24 protein-coding genes are annotated in these 13747 nt (G+C 51.6%); 20 read left to right on the plus strand and 4 right to left on the minus strand.

Translation table 11 applies throughout. The features are described 5' to 3' along the window. The first annotated feature begins 293 nt into the window (after positions 1-293). From ACODR9_RS22490 to ACODR9_RS22585, 20 genes are all read left to right on the plus strand, one after another. Positions 294-533 (plus strand): hypothetical protein, encoded by a 240-nt coding sequence (locus tag ACODR9_RS22490; protein WP_488812570.1) that lies wholly within the window; start codon positions 294-296, stop codon positions 531-533. A 13-nt stretch (positions 534-546) separates the two neighbouring features. Then, positions 547-981, plus strand: coding sequence for a hypothetical protein (locus tag ACODR9_RS22495; protein WP_488812572.1), 435 nt, complete (start codon positions 547-549; stop codon positions 979-981). 21 nt (positions 982-1002) lie between these two features. Further along, positions 1003-1176 (plus strand): hypothetical protein, encoded by a 174-nt coding sequence (locus ACODR9_RS22500; protein ID WP_488812574.1) that lies wholly within the window; start codon positions 1003-1005, stop codon positions 1174-1176. Positions 1177-1303: 127 nt separating this feature from the next. Then, complete coding sequence (locus tag ACODR9_RS22505) at positions 1304-1489, plus strand: hypothetical protein (RefSeq protein ID WP_488812576.1); 186 nt, start codon at positions 1304-1306, stop codon at positions 1487-1489. 136 nt (positions 1490-1625) lie between these two features. Continuing rightward, positions 1626-1829, plus strand: coding sequence for a hypothetical protein (locus tag ACODR9_RS22510; protein WP_488812578.1), 204 nt, complete (start codon positions 1626-1628; stop codon positions 1827-1829). Between the two features lie 347 nt (positions 1830-2176). Beyond that, positions 2177-2476, plus strand: a complete 300-nt coding sequence (locus ACODR9_RS22515) for a hypothetical protein (RefSeq protein ID WP_488812580.1) — start codon at positions 2177-2179, stop codon at positions 2474-2476. A 30-nt stretch (positions 2477-2506) separates the two neighbouring features. Then, positions 2507-2872, plus strand: coding sequence for a hypothetical protein (locus tag ACODR9_RS22520; protein WP_488812581.1), 366 nt, complete (start codon positions 2507-2509; stop codon positions 2870-2872). Positions 2873-3758: 886 nt separating this feature from the next. Then, positions 3759-4139, plus strand: a complete 381-nt coding sequence (locus ACODR9_RS22525; RefSeq protein WP_488812583.1) for a hypothetical protein — start codon at positions 3759-3761, stop codon at positions 4137-4139. A gap of 91 nt (positions 4140-4230) precedes the next feature. Further along, the gene (locus ACODR9_RS22530) at positions 4231-4614 is read left to right on the plus strand and encodes a hypothetical protein (protein WP_488812585.1); all 384 of its coding nucleotides are present in this window, start codon (positions 4231-4233) and stop codon (positions 4612-4614) included. A 477-nt stretch (positions 4615-5091) separates the two neighbouring features. Then, complete coding sequence (locus ACODR9_RS22535; protein WP_488812587.1) at positions 5092-5328, plus strand: hypothetical protein; 237 nt, start codon at positions 5092-5094, stop codon at positions 5326-5328. A 42-nt stretch (positions 5329-5370) separates the two neighbouring features. Further along, positions 5371-5616: a hypothetical protein gene (locus tag ACODR9_RS22540; protein ID WP_488812589.1), complete on the plus strand. Its 246-nt coding sequence runs from the start codon at positions 5371-5373 to the stop codon at positions 5614-5616. A 53-nt stretch (positions 5617-5669) separates the two neighbouring features. Next, entirely contained in the window at positions 5670-5945 is a 276-nt protein-coding gene (locus ACODR9_RS22545; protein WP_488812591.1) for a hypothetical protein, read from the plus strand. Positions 5946-6038: 93 nt separating this feature from the next. Continuing rightward, complete coding sequence (locus tag ACODR9_RS22550) at positions 6039-6338, plus strand: hypothetical protein (protein WP_488812593.1); 300 nt, start codon at positions 6039-6041, stop codon at positions 6336-6338. Between the two features lie 199 nt (positions 6339-6537). Beyond that, entirely contained in the window at positions 6538-6735 is a 198-nt protein-coding gene (locus tag ACODR9_RS22555) for a hypothetical protein (RefSeq protein WP_488812595.1), read from the plus strand. A 132-nt stretch (positions 6736-6867) separates the two neighbouring features. Then, positions 6868-7233: a hypothetical protein gene (locus ACODR9_RS22560; protein ID WP_488812597.1), complete on the plus strand. Its 366-nt coding sequence runs from the start codon at positions 6868-6870 to the stop codon at positions 7231-7233. Positions 7234-7252: 19 nt separating this feature from the next. After that, complete coding sequence (locus ACODR9_RS22565) at positions 7253-7582, plus strand: hypothetical protein (protein WP_488812599.1); 330 nt, start codon at positions 7253-7255, stop codon at positions 7580-7582. Positions 7583-7827: 245 nt separating this feature from the next. After that, entirely contained in the window at positions 7828-8022 is a 195-nt protein-coding gene (locus tag ACODR9_RS22570) for a hypothetical protein (RefSeq protein WP_488812601.1), read from the plus strand. A gap of 10 nt (positions 8023-8032) precedes the next feature. Beyond that, entirely contained in the window at positions 8033-8299 is a 267-nt protein-coding gene (locus ACODR9_RS22575) for a hypothetical protein (RefSeq protein WP_488812603.1), read from the plus strand. A 173-nt stretch (positions 8300-8472) separates the two neighbouring features. Continuing rightward, the gene (locus ACODR9_RS22580; protein WP_488812604.1) at positions 8473-8727 is read left to right on the plus strand and encodes a hypothetical protein; all 255 of its coding nucleotides are present in this window, start codon (positions 8473-8475) and stop codon (positions 8725-8727) included. Positions 8728-9277: 550 nt separating this feature from the next. Then, entirely contained in the window at positions 9278-9601 is a 324-nt protein-coding gene (locus ACODR9_RS22585; protein WP_488812606.1) for a hypothetical protein, read from the plus strand. Between the two features lie 587 nt (positions 9602-10188). On the opposite strand, the gene ACODR9_RS22590 is transcribed toward ACODR9_RS22585, so the two are convergent. From ACODR9_RS22590 to ACODR9_RS22605, 4 genes are all read right to left on the minus strand, one after another. Continuing rightward, positions 10189-10680, minus strand: a complete 492-nt coding sequence (locus tag ACODR9_RS22590; RefSeq protein ID WP_488812608.1) for a hypothetical protein — start codon at positions 10678-10680, stop codon at positions 10189-10191. 54 nt (positions 10681-10734) lie between these two features. Further along, on the minus strand, positions 10735-11217 hold the full coding sequence (locus ACODR9_RS22595; RefSeq protein ID WP_488812610.1) for a hypothetical protein: 483 nt from the start codon (positions 11215-11217) through the stop codon (positions 10735-10737). Between the two features lie 32 nt (positions 11218-11249). Continuing rightward, entirely contained in the window at positions 11250-11726 is a 477-nt protein-coding gene (locus ACODR9_RS22600) for a hypothetical protein (protein ID WP_488812612.1), read from the minus strand. A gap of 232 nt (positions 11727-11958) precedes the next feature. Beyond that, the gene (locus ACODR9_RS22605) at positions 11959-13737 is read right to left on the minus strand and encodes an ATP-binding protein (RefSeq protein ID WP_488812614.1); all 1779 of its coding nucleotides are present in this window, start codon (positions 13735-13737) and stop codon (positions 11959-11961) included. Positions 13738-13747: the final 10 nt, after the last annotated feature.

Here is a 13747-nt window from a genome sequence, read left to right on the forward strand (position 1 = left end):
GGATGATCGAGGCCGGTGAGATTTAGCCCCGACCAACAGGAAAATCCGTAAACCCGTTTTAAGCAGATGATTTTGGAGCAATTGGAAGTTTGTTTTGCGAACGGTGATGAGTTGATATTCACGGGCGGTGGCGCTGATCAGGCTATAAGAGTCTTGAAGTCACAAGAAGCTCGTGCGCTTGCCGAGAGATACAAATGCCAAGAGAAGTTGATACGTTGGACGACACAAGATTGACTATTAAAGAAAGTGGTGGATGATCATTTCTCCATCCTTATCTATATAACGGAATCATCATGAAATTCAAAGTAACTTCCATTGCAGTTGACCTAACCACCTCACCTTTCGGCTACACCGCTCCGCGTGAGGAGGTTGTTGATACCCAAGAAGATGTCCTTTTCAAAGATTGTGAATCGATCCAGTCTGTTGAGATTGCTTACGAAACGTTCTGGAACTACTTCAACAACCCCGATGTTGTACGGAACCCCAGAGAAAAAGTTAAGGTATTGATGGTTGAGCCGGTAACGCTGAACTGACCGGAAAATACGCGTGCGACACGTCTTCGACATAACTGAGCCAATCAAGCCAAACAGCGAGTTTGCCGATCAGGGTTTGGCAAAGGCTTATTCGATTTGCCTACGGATCATGTGCGAGTACCACTGTCGGGCGTCCGAAGGGAAACTCTCAAGCACAAGGCGAAGCCGGAACAACTGGAATGCCGATGCTGCAAGTCAGTGTGCGGATGCTATCGCAGACCTTGACCACAATCCGAGCAAGGACGTGGGTGAAGCCAACCCGAAATTCAATGATCAAGGAATGGCAAAAGCGTACTCACTGTGTCTTCACATTGTGACGGACCATGAGGCCTATGCCTTGAAAGGGAACCCAGGCGGGGTGAGGTGGAATCGTGGCCATTGGAAGAGCCGTGCAGCAAAAGAATGCGCGTGCGCCATCGCTGATGTGGACGCGCTGGCGAATAACTAAAATCGCGAGGTTGGACTAATCATGGTTGAAACCAAGTTGCCATCATGGACTTACCGTTGGCGCGTCGCCTTGGCACTCTGCTCGGGCAGTCTTGTGGGTGGACTTGTGCTGGATGTGCTTCACATGCCATCAGCTATTGCGACTGGTGCTGCAATGGGTGTTAGTGCCGGTATTTTTTACGGACTTCGTAAATAAGTCGGATAATATCGCGCCCAGGTGCGCCCGGGCCGGCCGGTAGCTGGATCGAATGGAGACGCCTACCAGGGCTGAAAGTGTGCGGCCCTTTGGCACTGCTAATTTCTACATACAAAGGTTGCTATCAGTGAAAACACTCCTGTCCGTTGCCACCGCGTTCGCTGTATGGATGGCGATATTTTCCATTGAGGTTTGGATTGGGCTAACGCCGCTTTGGGGAATGGTGTTTATCTTCTTCATTGGGATTCCATTGTCACGCTGGACTGCCCGCAAGGTAACGGGTATTGATCCTGTGCTGACCCTCTTTCCATAACGTCGGAAACCTTCATTCCGCCCCCCCCGGAGGTCTTGTTTGCATTGCTGGCTCGGATTTCATTCCAGACCCGAAGCAGCCGCGTAGTCAGGTAATTGCTGACATCGCCGCCAAGCTTCTTGCGCTGGGCTACCGCATGGAGCCTTCTCTCGGCGCATTGGATGGCTTTGGCCATGCAATTGTTGACATCAATACTGACGAAATGCCGGATGAACATCCCGAGGGCGAAGTCCTGAAACTGGCCTTCCAATGGGATGCATTGAATGATGCTCTTTTTGATTCCAATGAGGAATTCAAAGAGGCAGCACAGTTCATTGCCAACATCGATATGGATGCATAGTTAACATGACCCCACCCCCGAGCGGCTTTTGCTGACGGGGGTTCTTTATTGGGCGGCACAGGCAGGCACCATCGCAACATCGTTATCGGGCTGATCGTGCGATTGGCCGGGTGTGCCATTGGTTTGTGCCAGGCAGCTGGAGGGGTAGGGGTGCAATCTACTTGGTTGGGATTTGTACTTTATGCAGCCACGCAGCATTGGATGAATTTCCCTAAAACTTGCAAGTACGAAATTAGGGCTTACTATTTGGCCATCAGCTGATCAAGCTGAATGAAATTGGCCATGAAAAGGGGTGGGGATCACATGTGGGTTACTGCAACCCTATGCTTCTGGTGTTTGCAAGCTGAATGGCCATCATGGATTTCTGCTGGCTCGCAGAATTGGATCGGAAAATTCCCATTACACACAAAACTTCCCTCATTCTGAATGCCGTACTTGCAGCGGCTCTCGTTTTTGCCATTGCTGCTTGGTCTGGTAAAAGCGCCGCAGTTGAGAAGTCGGATTCCCCTTGCATTGACTGGCAGAATGTGGCCGCGAAAGCCTCGGGTGTCTATGCCAAGTCTCATGGTGGCGTGCTCCCGAAAGGCACCCGCTTCTTTAACGACAACGGCAATGTGTATATCGTCGGGTACTCAGGCTCCAACTAAGGGACGGGAAATGGCAACGGGAGATAACAATTGAAATTCAGAACGATCTGCACGGTTGCTGCCGTATTGATGCTTAGCTCAGGCGTGGTGATGGCAGACAGTCAGTTGGATGTTGGTTACAGCGTAGCCATGGTCAATCTGCCACTAGAAGCAGGTACGTTGGCTCAGCTTAAAACTGCTAACAATTGCATGCTCCTTGGCGCAGTGAAGAAGTACAAACCCTATTCTTCCAGTCTTGTGGTCATTAACGGTGGCTGGGCTGTAGAAATAAACAAACTTTCTTGCCCTCAGCGTGATGGCAGCTCAACCATTCAGCGGGTGTCTGCAATGGCATGGTTGAAGGATGCTGTGAGGGCTGGCCAAAAACTCTATGTGGGTCTGGTTACGTTGAATTAGCGAAAAAGATCGCGCCCAGGTAGTGTTTCCGACGTAGCCAGTAGATGAAAATGGTTTTCTATGAAAAACAAATGGTATGCCGCAGTTGCCATAGACGACAATTCTTGCGTTCGCTCAGTTGTTTCTGCCTCAAGCAAGAGAATTGCAAAAGGTCTGCTTATGGAAGGTTGGACCGACCAACTGAAGGAGATGTACGAGGTCAAGCGGGTAGGCATCACGGTACTGACTGGTTGCGATCAGGATGAACCTTAGTGGAGCGATTGCACTGAATGTGACGAGAAAGAGGTCGTTCACCCAGTGAGTGGCGTCTGTGAATACTGTGGGCACACAACCAAATAGTCCATATAGGAAAAGTACAGGAGTGTTCAAAACAGCCAGCCCACCGGCGACATGTCGATGGGTTCATAATGGGTAGGCATCAGGGTGTAAAGGAACAGAAAATGGGAATTTTTGGCCTAATTAAAAGAACAAAAAGTGGTAGTGAACAACCCGTATCTCAACAACGTGTTATTGAGGGTGAAATTGAACGCATTGGTGTGTCTCCTCACCCTATAATTGATCGAGGGGGGATTATGTGTTTCGCCTTGTGGGTGATGCTACGACGTACAAATTTAACCTAACTTACGCACGTTATGATTTCATTGTATTAATTCGTGATGAATTCGCCCTGAGTATGCCCGGCGACAGTGTGAAGTTTACCTACGATCCGACATCGGATGTTGGGATTATAGCTTTCGAAAATCTGACACTAGGCAATGGCAAAAAGCCATCATGACGGCACGGGTTGAGTCGCATTATAGAGTTGCTTGATCGAAGCCAGTTTGGCCGGTTTCAGTCAGATAATCTCGGAATATGCAATCCAATCAAAGAACAAGGGAAAGAAGCAATGAAAAAAATGCTGATGGTAGCTGTGGTTTTGTCCTCGGCCTGCGCCTATGCAGGGGGTGGAATGGTAATGAAGGGTAGTTCGTTTTCCTGCAAGCCTTGGCCTGCAAAAATTGAGAAGCTTGCCGAAGGTGACGTTGTAAAGTGCATCACACTGGCAGAAAAGACCGGCACCTTCAAGACTGGATCTTCACTGGTTGGGGTAGTAAAGGAAGCGGATGGGTATCGTCACATAAATTGGCAACATCTGACAACCAAAGATGGTCTGGATGTCAATTTGACTGGTTCGGAAGCATCAGTTCTGCAAAGTACGATGACAAAAAAGAGAAACGTGCTCACGGTAGTAGCAATGCGTGACGTAACGATCACACTGCCTGAGTAGTGATTCTCCACGTATAGGACGCTATCGAAGCGATCTTATTTATCGGAAGGTCCTTTCGAAATAACGGCAAGTTTCCTTGAGAGAAACATATATGCCCTTTGTTGGAATTATTGGCCTCGGCCTGCTCTCTTTTCTTCTCGCTGTTTTGGGTATAGAAGCAGGTGTGCCAGGGAAGTTCGCCGTTGCAATTGCAATTGGTTTTATGTGGGTGTCAATCATTCTGTTCGGCACTGAAAAATCTACTCGCCAAGTGACATCTCCGAACCCTGATAGCACTCCAGATCAAGAACTGAAAAATGCGGACTTGTTGAGTGCTGTAACCATCGACTCGTATGAAAGAACAGGCTCCTGCGCTATGTTGGTTGTGGGAAAGGAGAGTGCTGGGATGATTTCCCATCCGTCACAAATTCGCCTGAAAACCACCAATGGCCGAACAGTAGCTTCAATCGAAGTTGGATCAACAAATAAAAGGTAGCAGGCTGCGCAAGCCGGTATCTGTGATATATGTTGATAAAAGAATGAATATTCTGGCGAAAAGCGTATGTTTGATGCCCGCGCCAAGGTGTGATGCCTGCTCAGTAGGTGCAAGAACTGTAACCACGGGAAATCCTTGGATCAAACTGAAGGAAATAACGTGAGACAAAGCCTTAGCGGAAAATGGCGTGTATCCGGTAAGCCCGCTCTGATTTTAGCTTTTATGGGCGCGATAGGCGCTGGCGTGGTCGCCTATGCCCCGAGAGATTGGGAACTTCTACGGATCATAGCCCTGTGTTTGTCGATGTTTGCTTCTGGCATTCTTGCATCGCAACATGCGGCGATTTGGGAGCCAGATGTGTGGTTGGTTCGCCCGCTGCTTGTTTGACACCAGAAAGACGGATACTCGGTTTAATCGGTAACCCGTGTAAATATGACAGACATAGTGATCTGCATGAAACCCAAGAAATTCTACTAAATGAGCTACGCACACCTGTTTGAAAATCCAGTAAATGAAGCCGATCTGCCTGCTGACGTTCTGATCGACATGGCCCAGCTCAATGCAGAGCAAAAGGCAGTCGTCGTTACTTGGCTGAAAGCCGAAGTAGACCAGTCCATCGCCTTGGCCAAGTTGCGCGAAGTGTTAAAGCAGGCGCTGTTTGACGTTACTGCAGCCGAGCTGGGTGCTTTGCTTCACAAGCCCGGCAACGCCTAAGACTCCCCGGGAAATAGTCATGGAGAAATTATGAAAAATTGCATGCCAATCGCTGATCGTATTCCAGGGCTCATCGTGGGAGTCGTCGCTCTCATCGTTGCATCTGCGTTAGCTGAGATCGGTTTTATTTTGGGTTGGATACTCTCCCTGCTGGAGGTCCATTCGATTTTCAATCGAATCGCGCCAAGTTGGACTGCGACAAGTTATTTCATCGGAGCTTGTGTAACCCTCATCGCGATAAAGGTACTTCTCAAGGTCGGCCACAAGATAACTGGCATACCCGAATAGCCAACGGAAAAGTATTTTAGGCAATTTCGCCAACAACTGAAGGGAACAACAACATGAAAAAATTGCTTTTGGCCATACTGACGATTGCTCCGCTCACGGCCTTCGCCGCAGCTCATCAACGCGGTGATGACTGCAAAGTGACTGGCAGCATCGAGGCCTCCGATAATGGCAATCTTATGGCCTGCACTGGCGGCAAGCTGGAGTATCTGCAGGTAATCCAGAACAAGCTGGTCATCAAGGAGCTGGCGCAAATCAATCAAACGCAAATGCAAATTCTTGAAGAAGTCGTCAAGAGCAAGCAGGCTGCCTCGGTTAGTTCGACCAACTAGAGTTGCTTGATCGAAGCCGGGTTGGCCGGTTTCAGTCAGATAACGCCTACCATCGGCAAAGCGCCTGAATTCGTAGTGAGAAAGGGAACAGAGATGAGTCTTCGTCAACTGGATGACTACCTTGAACGTAATGTGCCGCAGGAAGACCGTAAAAAGCTGCTGATGGCCATCTGGCGCTATATGCACCTGATCGGCATCGTTGATAATGTCATTGAGCCTGAAGTGGTTGCCCAGGACAAGCAGACCTATCCACACTTCATCAAGCAAGCAAACGGCTACGCTTGCTGGGTAGAAAAGGACTGTGTGGAATTCATGGCCGAGGTTACAGGCTTACCTGCCGAATGGTGCAATGCATGGATGCGGCGCGACATGATCATGCCGCTGGAATCCTGACCGGAAAATGGCCATGACTCTCGAAAAGGCGCAAGCGTAGCTGGCTCTGTGGGAAGTATACAGAGAAGAAATGCTGAGCATTGAAGGCAGGCAAGCTGAATCCGCTGCGGCCTTCCTTGAGTTGGGTGCTTAGCCGCTTCCCGGAACTAGCACAACGTATTGCAGACTCTTTGTGTAATCAAAGTAAGGTGTGATCGGAATGGACAAGCTCGGATACGCTGCTTTCAGCCCAGCCAAGATCAGCAAAATCATGGAACAGGCCAGTACGGACTCAACTGTGACACTCCAGGGCAGGGCATTTACACTTCCTGTGGAAGCCATTGCCGGCATTAATCCTGACTGGTTCAACACCGACCGGAAGCGTTGGGCTGGACGGCCCGCTGCGCTCACCTACTGATTCCCGGGAAATACTGACATGGCCACCCTGAACGACTGGGAAGCAGGAATGAATGGAAAGTAACGAATCGGCGGAAAGCAGTTTGAAGCGGCGTCCACCAGGACACTTGCAAGGCACCGATAGAAAAGAGCCATGAAAAAATTTATTGCTTTGGCCCTGTTGGGCGTCGGAGTGAGCCTTCTGCTTGCCCTGCTAGACCAGGGTGGGAACCTTACGGCACATGTCGTCGCAAATTTAAAAGACCCGTGGCGTTGGGGATGGTTTGTACTATCTCTTCTGGTAATTGCCGGTGCGTGGATCTGGAATGGCTGGTTCCGCAAGATTCCACTCGCTGATTTTGGCATTGAGCGTGTTCAGCGGGTTCTACGATTTGCCGACCCTGACTACCGAGAGACAGTCTGGAAGCGTGGATGGATGACCAGCAACGAATGGACGGTCCTCAATAAAGTGCAAACCGCGCAGATCAACGCAGAACTAAAACGCCGTGGTATTGAGTGACGGTAGATCAGAAAAGACCATGATACTTCAAGCACCGAAATCTCCTATGAAATCTGCAGTGGTCGCCATTGTCGGTGCCATGGCTGGCATTGCCATCAGTGCATGGTGGCTGGTTCCGAAACACTCGCCAGAGGAGCTGCGCATCGCTGAAGCAGAACTGCGCTCCAAAATGGATCAGATAGATATGGCTGCAGACATAGCATCACTCAATGGGCGTTGCGCAGATGGACAGGTTAAGGCCACCCTATCGGGCCGTATTGGGGAGTGCAAAGGAGGGCACTGGACTGCGCCAGGTTTGCCAGAACTCGACGCAAAACTAAAGCTGAAGGCGATAGCCGAACAACCTTAATCGCCTGCCAATCAATATGGACAAGCTTGGCTACGCTGCGTTTAGCCCCGACCAGCTGAACAGCCTGTTCGAGCAAGACTCTGCTGACGCATCTGTGACAATCCAGGGCGTTGCATTCCCGCGCATGTAGATGCAGCCGTTCCAAGCATTAATCCCGACTGGTTCAATACTGACCGGAAGCGTTGGGCGTCAGCCCGCAGCGCTCAACTACTGATCCGAAGAAAGCTGAGGCAAACAAAATGGTGATGGATACATCCTTCGAAGGAATGCTGCAGATGATGGGCGCATCTGCCCTCGACCTTGCTGAGTACGAAAAATGGAAGTCGGAGCTGACGCCTCGCCAGAGAATTGAAATCTTGCGCCGGCAGAACGTCCCCGAAGCAATCATCATGCGCGACAACGCGGAAGACTACTTCCCCCCAGAGCCATCAGTCGGATAAAGGAATTTTGGTGTCACTTCCATCATTTAGCAGTGAGGAAATGCTCTCCTCGTTGATTGACCTACCGCTGAAGGAGCAAGTAGCGGCACTTGAGCAGCTGGTGAAAGAAAGCGATATGGCCGAGATCATCGATATCTTGAGCCTTTGCCTGATGTCTATAGGTGTTGGGCTTGATCAGTCTTGCCCTCCCGACTTGCGGGAACGGTTTGAAGCCATTGTCAGTGTCGTTAGACAATTCAACCAGGCCCGTTTCGGGTCTGGCCATGCGGCCGAATAGCGGAATTTTCAGGACCCAAGTAGCCCGCTTTCTTCCTTAGCTGTAAGACGCAAAAGCCTTCTGATCGCTGCAGGTTTTGTCGGCAGCAGTGAGCAGGCAAATCATTGATAAATCCCGGGAACTGGTGGAGCCAGCACCTGCCGGTCGCTAAAAAAAGAAGGAAAGCCAGGAAAATGAATATCGAAACCCTGATTCAAGGTATCCGCGAGTTGCGGAAGCATGGCCTTTTGATTGTCGATGCACCATCAGAAATGCTGGTCGCCGGCTCATCGAAAGAGGAGTGGGCTCAAAAAGCAGCTGCCAACATCTTGGGCATGCCGCTACCCGCCGAAGATGCTGTGGTCCAAGAGGACGTTGTTAGGCTCGCCGTGGTGCTTCGTGAAGCTGCAGATACCAACGCGCAACAGTGGGCAGACACCGTTGTCTAATCGACCTCGAAAGATTAACCATGAACAAAGAGCAGCAGGCGGTTTACCACGCATTAAAGGAGACACCACCGGCCAGCCGGTTGACGGGACTCGGCGCGGCCTACTTCCTTGGGTATGACCACCCCACGCTTCCAGCCGGGCAAGCTGGACCCGCAGCAGGACTTCCGGGGTCGAAAGCCAGGGCCGCATACATGGCAGGTCAAGCAGCAGCAAAATCTGCCAAAAATGACACTAAGGGCGATAGCACCTCTCGCTAATGCCATCGCAGCCCTACTTGTAAACCACGGGAAGTACCAATTCATGAACCTGTGCCAGGCCAAACGGATCGCACTCGCCACCGAGGCCAGTTATATCTTGAACGGTGCACCTACCGATGCCGTCACAGACCTCTTGGACGAAGGGGATGGCGCACGTTTTCAGGCGGCACAGAGATAGATGGCTTGGGAAATGCTACGTCGAGCGGGGTTTGATAGCCCGATGGAAGTTCACGAAATATTGGCCGCAGTGCTGGGCACGTTACCAGGATCGCAAATCGCTTTAGGAGTTTCATGTGAAGAAAGAGTACGAACAATTTGCAGGGCCTAACGATCGTATTGAGATTGCTGGTCACATTATTGGCATCCGTCAGGCGGCAGAGGATATGTTAGCAGTTGCGGTAGAAACGGAGACGCTGAGTCTCGATGTCAGTGCACGACCAAATTCCTCATATCAGGTCACGATTTCTGAAAGTCTGGTTCATTTGGCTTGGGGAGCGGAACTTGGGCTTGGTGGACTTCTTGTCGAATCAAACTTGAGGATTAGATGTAGGGGTGGGGAAGCCAAGAGGGCTCGTGATTTCTTCAAGAAATACGGGATCGCCGTCGAAATCCGTTAACTCGAACTCAGGCGATTCAGTCACTGCGTGGAAGCATGGCCAATGGGTGACATATGGCGCACTGAAGGCCCATATCTGGCTTAGTGCGCCATTGATAGTGCATTGAGAAGTACTTGCAATAGCTATGTCTGGTGCAGCTCCAGCCGATTGTCATTCCAATAGCGATGCAACGTTGACTGCGACGCACTGGAGGCAGACTGGAGAAACCTCTTCTACCGGCCCTTTACGGCTCTGTGCGGTCCATTGAATCGTGTTTGTGCTGAGTTCCTGCGGGTATCGCCACAGACCGCAGCGTATGCACTGCTTCTGACGCAACCCGGCTTTGTGCTGTACTTCTGACCATTCGTGCCATGCAAGGTATCCCGCGGGCGGTTGGTCGCCGGGTCTGTAGTCATCCTGTTCAAGAATCAATCCGCTTTGAATTCGCTTGCACATTTTCGATTCCCCTTTCCACACTTCATTCACGTCATTACGTTTTCCGAACTTCTTCTGGCAGGATATTTCCCCACTACTCTACGAATAGGCCTGTTTACCGGGTTGGAGTGAGCGTAGTCCGTTGAATAGGGATTGCTGGTGTCGCCAGGCGCTTAGTGCAGCACGCGAGAGGCCGGGGCTTGGTCTTCCGGGTACAGCACCAGGTCATCACTGGCAAAGTGCGTCTGGTAGATGTTGATGTGCATCTTGTAGGCGTTGTGAATGATTGGCGCTAGGTCACTGGGCAAATTGGCATCGCCGGCCTCGGCCATATGTTTCAGGCAATTTGTCTCTGAGCGGTACGTCCAGCTGATGCAGATGCCTGCATGAATACCGGTGACTGCTGACAGGTACTTGGCCTTGTTCATGATCAGCACTTCGGCACCCAGTTTTTCATCAAAATCGAGTAGTTCCCCAAACTTCTCACGGTCGGCCTTCTGGTTCTCTTCTTCGCTGGGGCTATCAACCTCATAGAAGCCCATGGCGAGTTCCCATCTGTCTTCGGCCATCATCAGGCAAACCCATGCTTCGTCCGGAATTTCTGGCAGTCCCGCGCACGGATCAGCGAATGTGCTTTGGTGTTCGATCGGGACTTGTTTGCTCATGAATCTTCCTTTTGTGAAGTGCGTGCAACGACAGCTGCTGGTGTTGGCAGAGGCTTAGTGCAGAACGTGGGGACCGGTGCCGTTGCCGGCCGAGTGCAAGGGGATATCAACACCAGCACAAAGGGTCTGCACGAGGGTGAGATGTGTCGTGTATGCCCGGTCAATCAAGGGCCCGATGTTCGTCGGGGCTCCTTCCAGACCGCATTGAGGCAGTAGATGAAGTACGCGGACATCTGAGAAGTAGGACCAGGCAATGCACACATGCAGGGGCAAGCCGGTAATCGCATTGAAGAAGAGCACGCGGCCCTTGAGCACGTCACCCAGTGGGATGTCTTCGCCGAACAGCAGGAAGTCACCGTACTGAGCGCAGTCCTTCGCCTTGAACCGGGCCTGCTCCGGGGTTTGAGGGGAGGCCATGCCCACGCCAATCTCCCAGCGTTCTTCCGCCGGAATCATCGTTTTCCAGGCATCGTCAGGCAGGAACGGCAGGCCTTCACACGGCATGTATTCTTGCTGGCCTGCAGTTTGTTTGGTCATGGTAGAGTCCTTTGCGATTGGTGCTGGTGGTGCTAATTGACGAAATACGGTTTTGGGGCGGTAAAGTGGGAGACTCCCAGTACCTTGGGTGCTTTCTCTGCAAGAGCAAGGTGCCGGTGGTACTCGAAGAGAATGCCTTCCTTCAGTTCGCGTTTGATATGCCCTCGCTCCAATAGATCGATGAAAACCAGATAGCTCCATGTCACGCAGATCAACTCAGCGACTTCCGTGGTCATCAGCAAGAAGCGAATCAACAACTCAGGGTCAAAGACTGGTTTTCCTTCTTCGGTAAAGCGCAGGCAGTCTTCATAAAAGCGCCGGTCAGAGTTTCTTTCTAATTCCTCTTGCGGTGTCTTTCCCGGCTTTCCGCTAACCGCGTTCTTCCATCGAACCGTTGCGGCTAGTAATTCCGCGTGATCGTTTTCTTTGACCATGGCAAGGCCTGCCATTGGGATGATGGAGGAAGGCTTGGTGAGCTGTACTTCAAGGATCAAGTTATCGAAAGTCATTGCGGCAGGTGTCTCGTGTTCAAAGCAAGGAATCGAGGGGAAGGGTTAACTCGCATTCATGCTGGTGTACGTAAGGATTAGTACAGCCAGGCCTGCCCATGGCATGTAGTCGTGTTCCAAAACGCTCTCGTTACTCATTCGACAGCCCTCAGGGCGGTGTTTGAGGATGCTGAATCTGCATTTCTTGCAGTTTTGCCCTGTGTTTTATGCAAGTTATGTCGTTTGGTGGTGTCTATTCGCCAGAGCCCTTGTCCTCCAGGGCGGCATGTAGCTGGCTGGCATAGATGCGCCTCCCGGACGGAATGCCCCCGGCAGACTGGCAGATGTGACGGACATGCTTGGCAATGGGGCCGCTCGGGAGGATCTTGTAGTTGCTCAGCCCCAAGAGGTAGCGACGGAAAAACGAGTCCACGGCACCGGCGAAGTCCCGGTCCATCACGCTGTTATGGAAGTCCCTGAAGAAGTCGAAGTCATGGCCATGCTCACCGGCACTGGGGCCTTTGTGGGCATACTCATGGGCCAGGACATGGCATAGATACAACGGGCCTCGGCGACGGCATTTCTGCAGTGTGCGCCGGTCGAACTTGATGTAGGTGACGCCATCAGTCCACGCGACCATGTCATCGGACTTGCCGATCAACAGTGTGCGTTCATAGCCCCAACGCCTGTTGACGCAGGCAGCTATCTCTTTGTTCACGGCCTTGAGGCAGTCGAACACCAGCCGTTCTTCCTGAGTAAGGCTTTCAAGTGCTACGTCCTCGTTGGTGCCGTCAAAATCCTTCATCAGTTCATTAAAATCTACGACGTAGCCACTCGCACTGAACGACAGTCGATTGGCAAGTCTGCTGATAAGACGGGTCACGCCCGTTTCATCACAAGACAGGTTCGCCATGGAGAGAAATGTACGGGTCAGTACGGTTGCCGCGCCCGATGACTGGATGCGCTCAGCGGTAAGCAGACTCTTGCCATCGTAGACGGTGTAGTTTTGGGGGCCGCTAAAAAACCTTTCCGGGGTGATCAGGTTGTCATGCAGATCAGGGATGAAGCGAATCTTCCTAATGGCTTGTAGAACCGGGTAGGTAAAGGGAATGTCCTTGTTCAGCAAATCTCGCAGGAGGCGAATACCTTCATGGCCTTCAAGTTTCTTCGCGTTCCCGACACGTATGGCAAAGAAGTTCTTGATGCCAAGGGCAATTTGCCGCCAGTTCTCGCACTGATGCACCAGAACCTCATTGCGCGCCAGGTTCACCTTGAGTCGAGACTTCGAAATCACCACACCAGCACAGCCGAAGTAATCCGATGCCAGGGCCTGCACCAGAACGCCTTGGTTGTAGATCTTCAGTTTGGCATGCGCATTGCGCTCAAACCGGTAATAGGCATAGTCATTTTCCAGTTCCCAGACTTGTTCTTGTGCTGGTGTGTTGATCTGCTCACCGTTGAGAAATACCGGGACAGAGACGAATTGCACCATCTCGTGCAACGGGCCGTCTATGTAGTAATCCTGCGGGCGCAGAATCTTCCAGATGGCGTAATTAAGGTTGCTGAGGTGGAACTCATTCTTCGCGGTAAGTACTGCGGTGACCAGGCACCCCGGCTGGTGTTCATCCAGTTCGCGAAGGTTGAAGCCATGTGCCGCATCTGGCTGATCAAGGTCAACGTGCATCCGCCACGGACCACTGCGCCAGGTACACGCCCCGAAAGCCATGATCTGGCCACGCCCCATGCGGAATTTGCCGAATGTCGCGTCATCATCTGAGGTGTGCGGCGTCCCAAACACCTTGAAGAACCGGTTGATTTCATCCCGTCCATTGAACCCACGGCCGTCATCCTCCAGGGTGAGTGTCAGGGTGTCCGGGTCCAGGGTGATGTCGATGCGGGTGGCACCGGCATCAATGGAGTTCATGACCAGCTCGCCGATGCCCTTCTCAAGGGTGCCGGCTTGCTCTTTGATAAGCGTCAGGATTGCCGCCGGGTGAATCTCAAAAGGGATGTATTCGCCGTTACTGGTCATTTTTCATGGC

This window comes from Aquitalea sp. FG25, assembly GCF_057809375.1.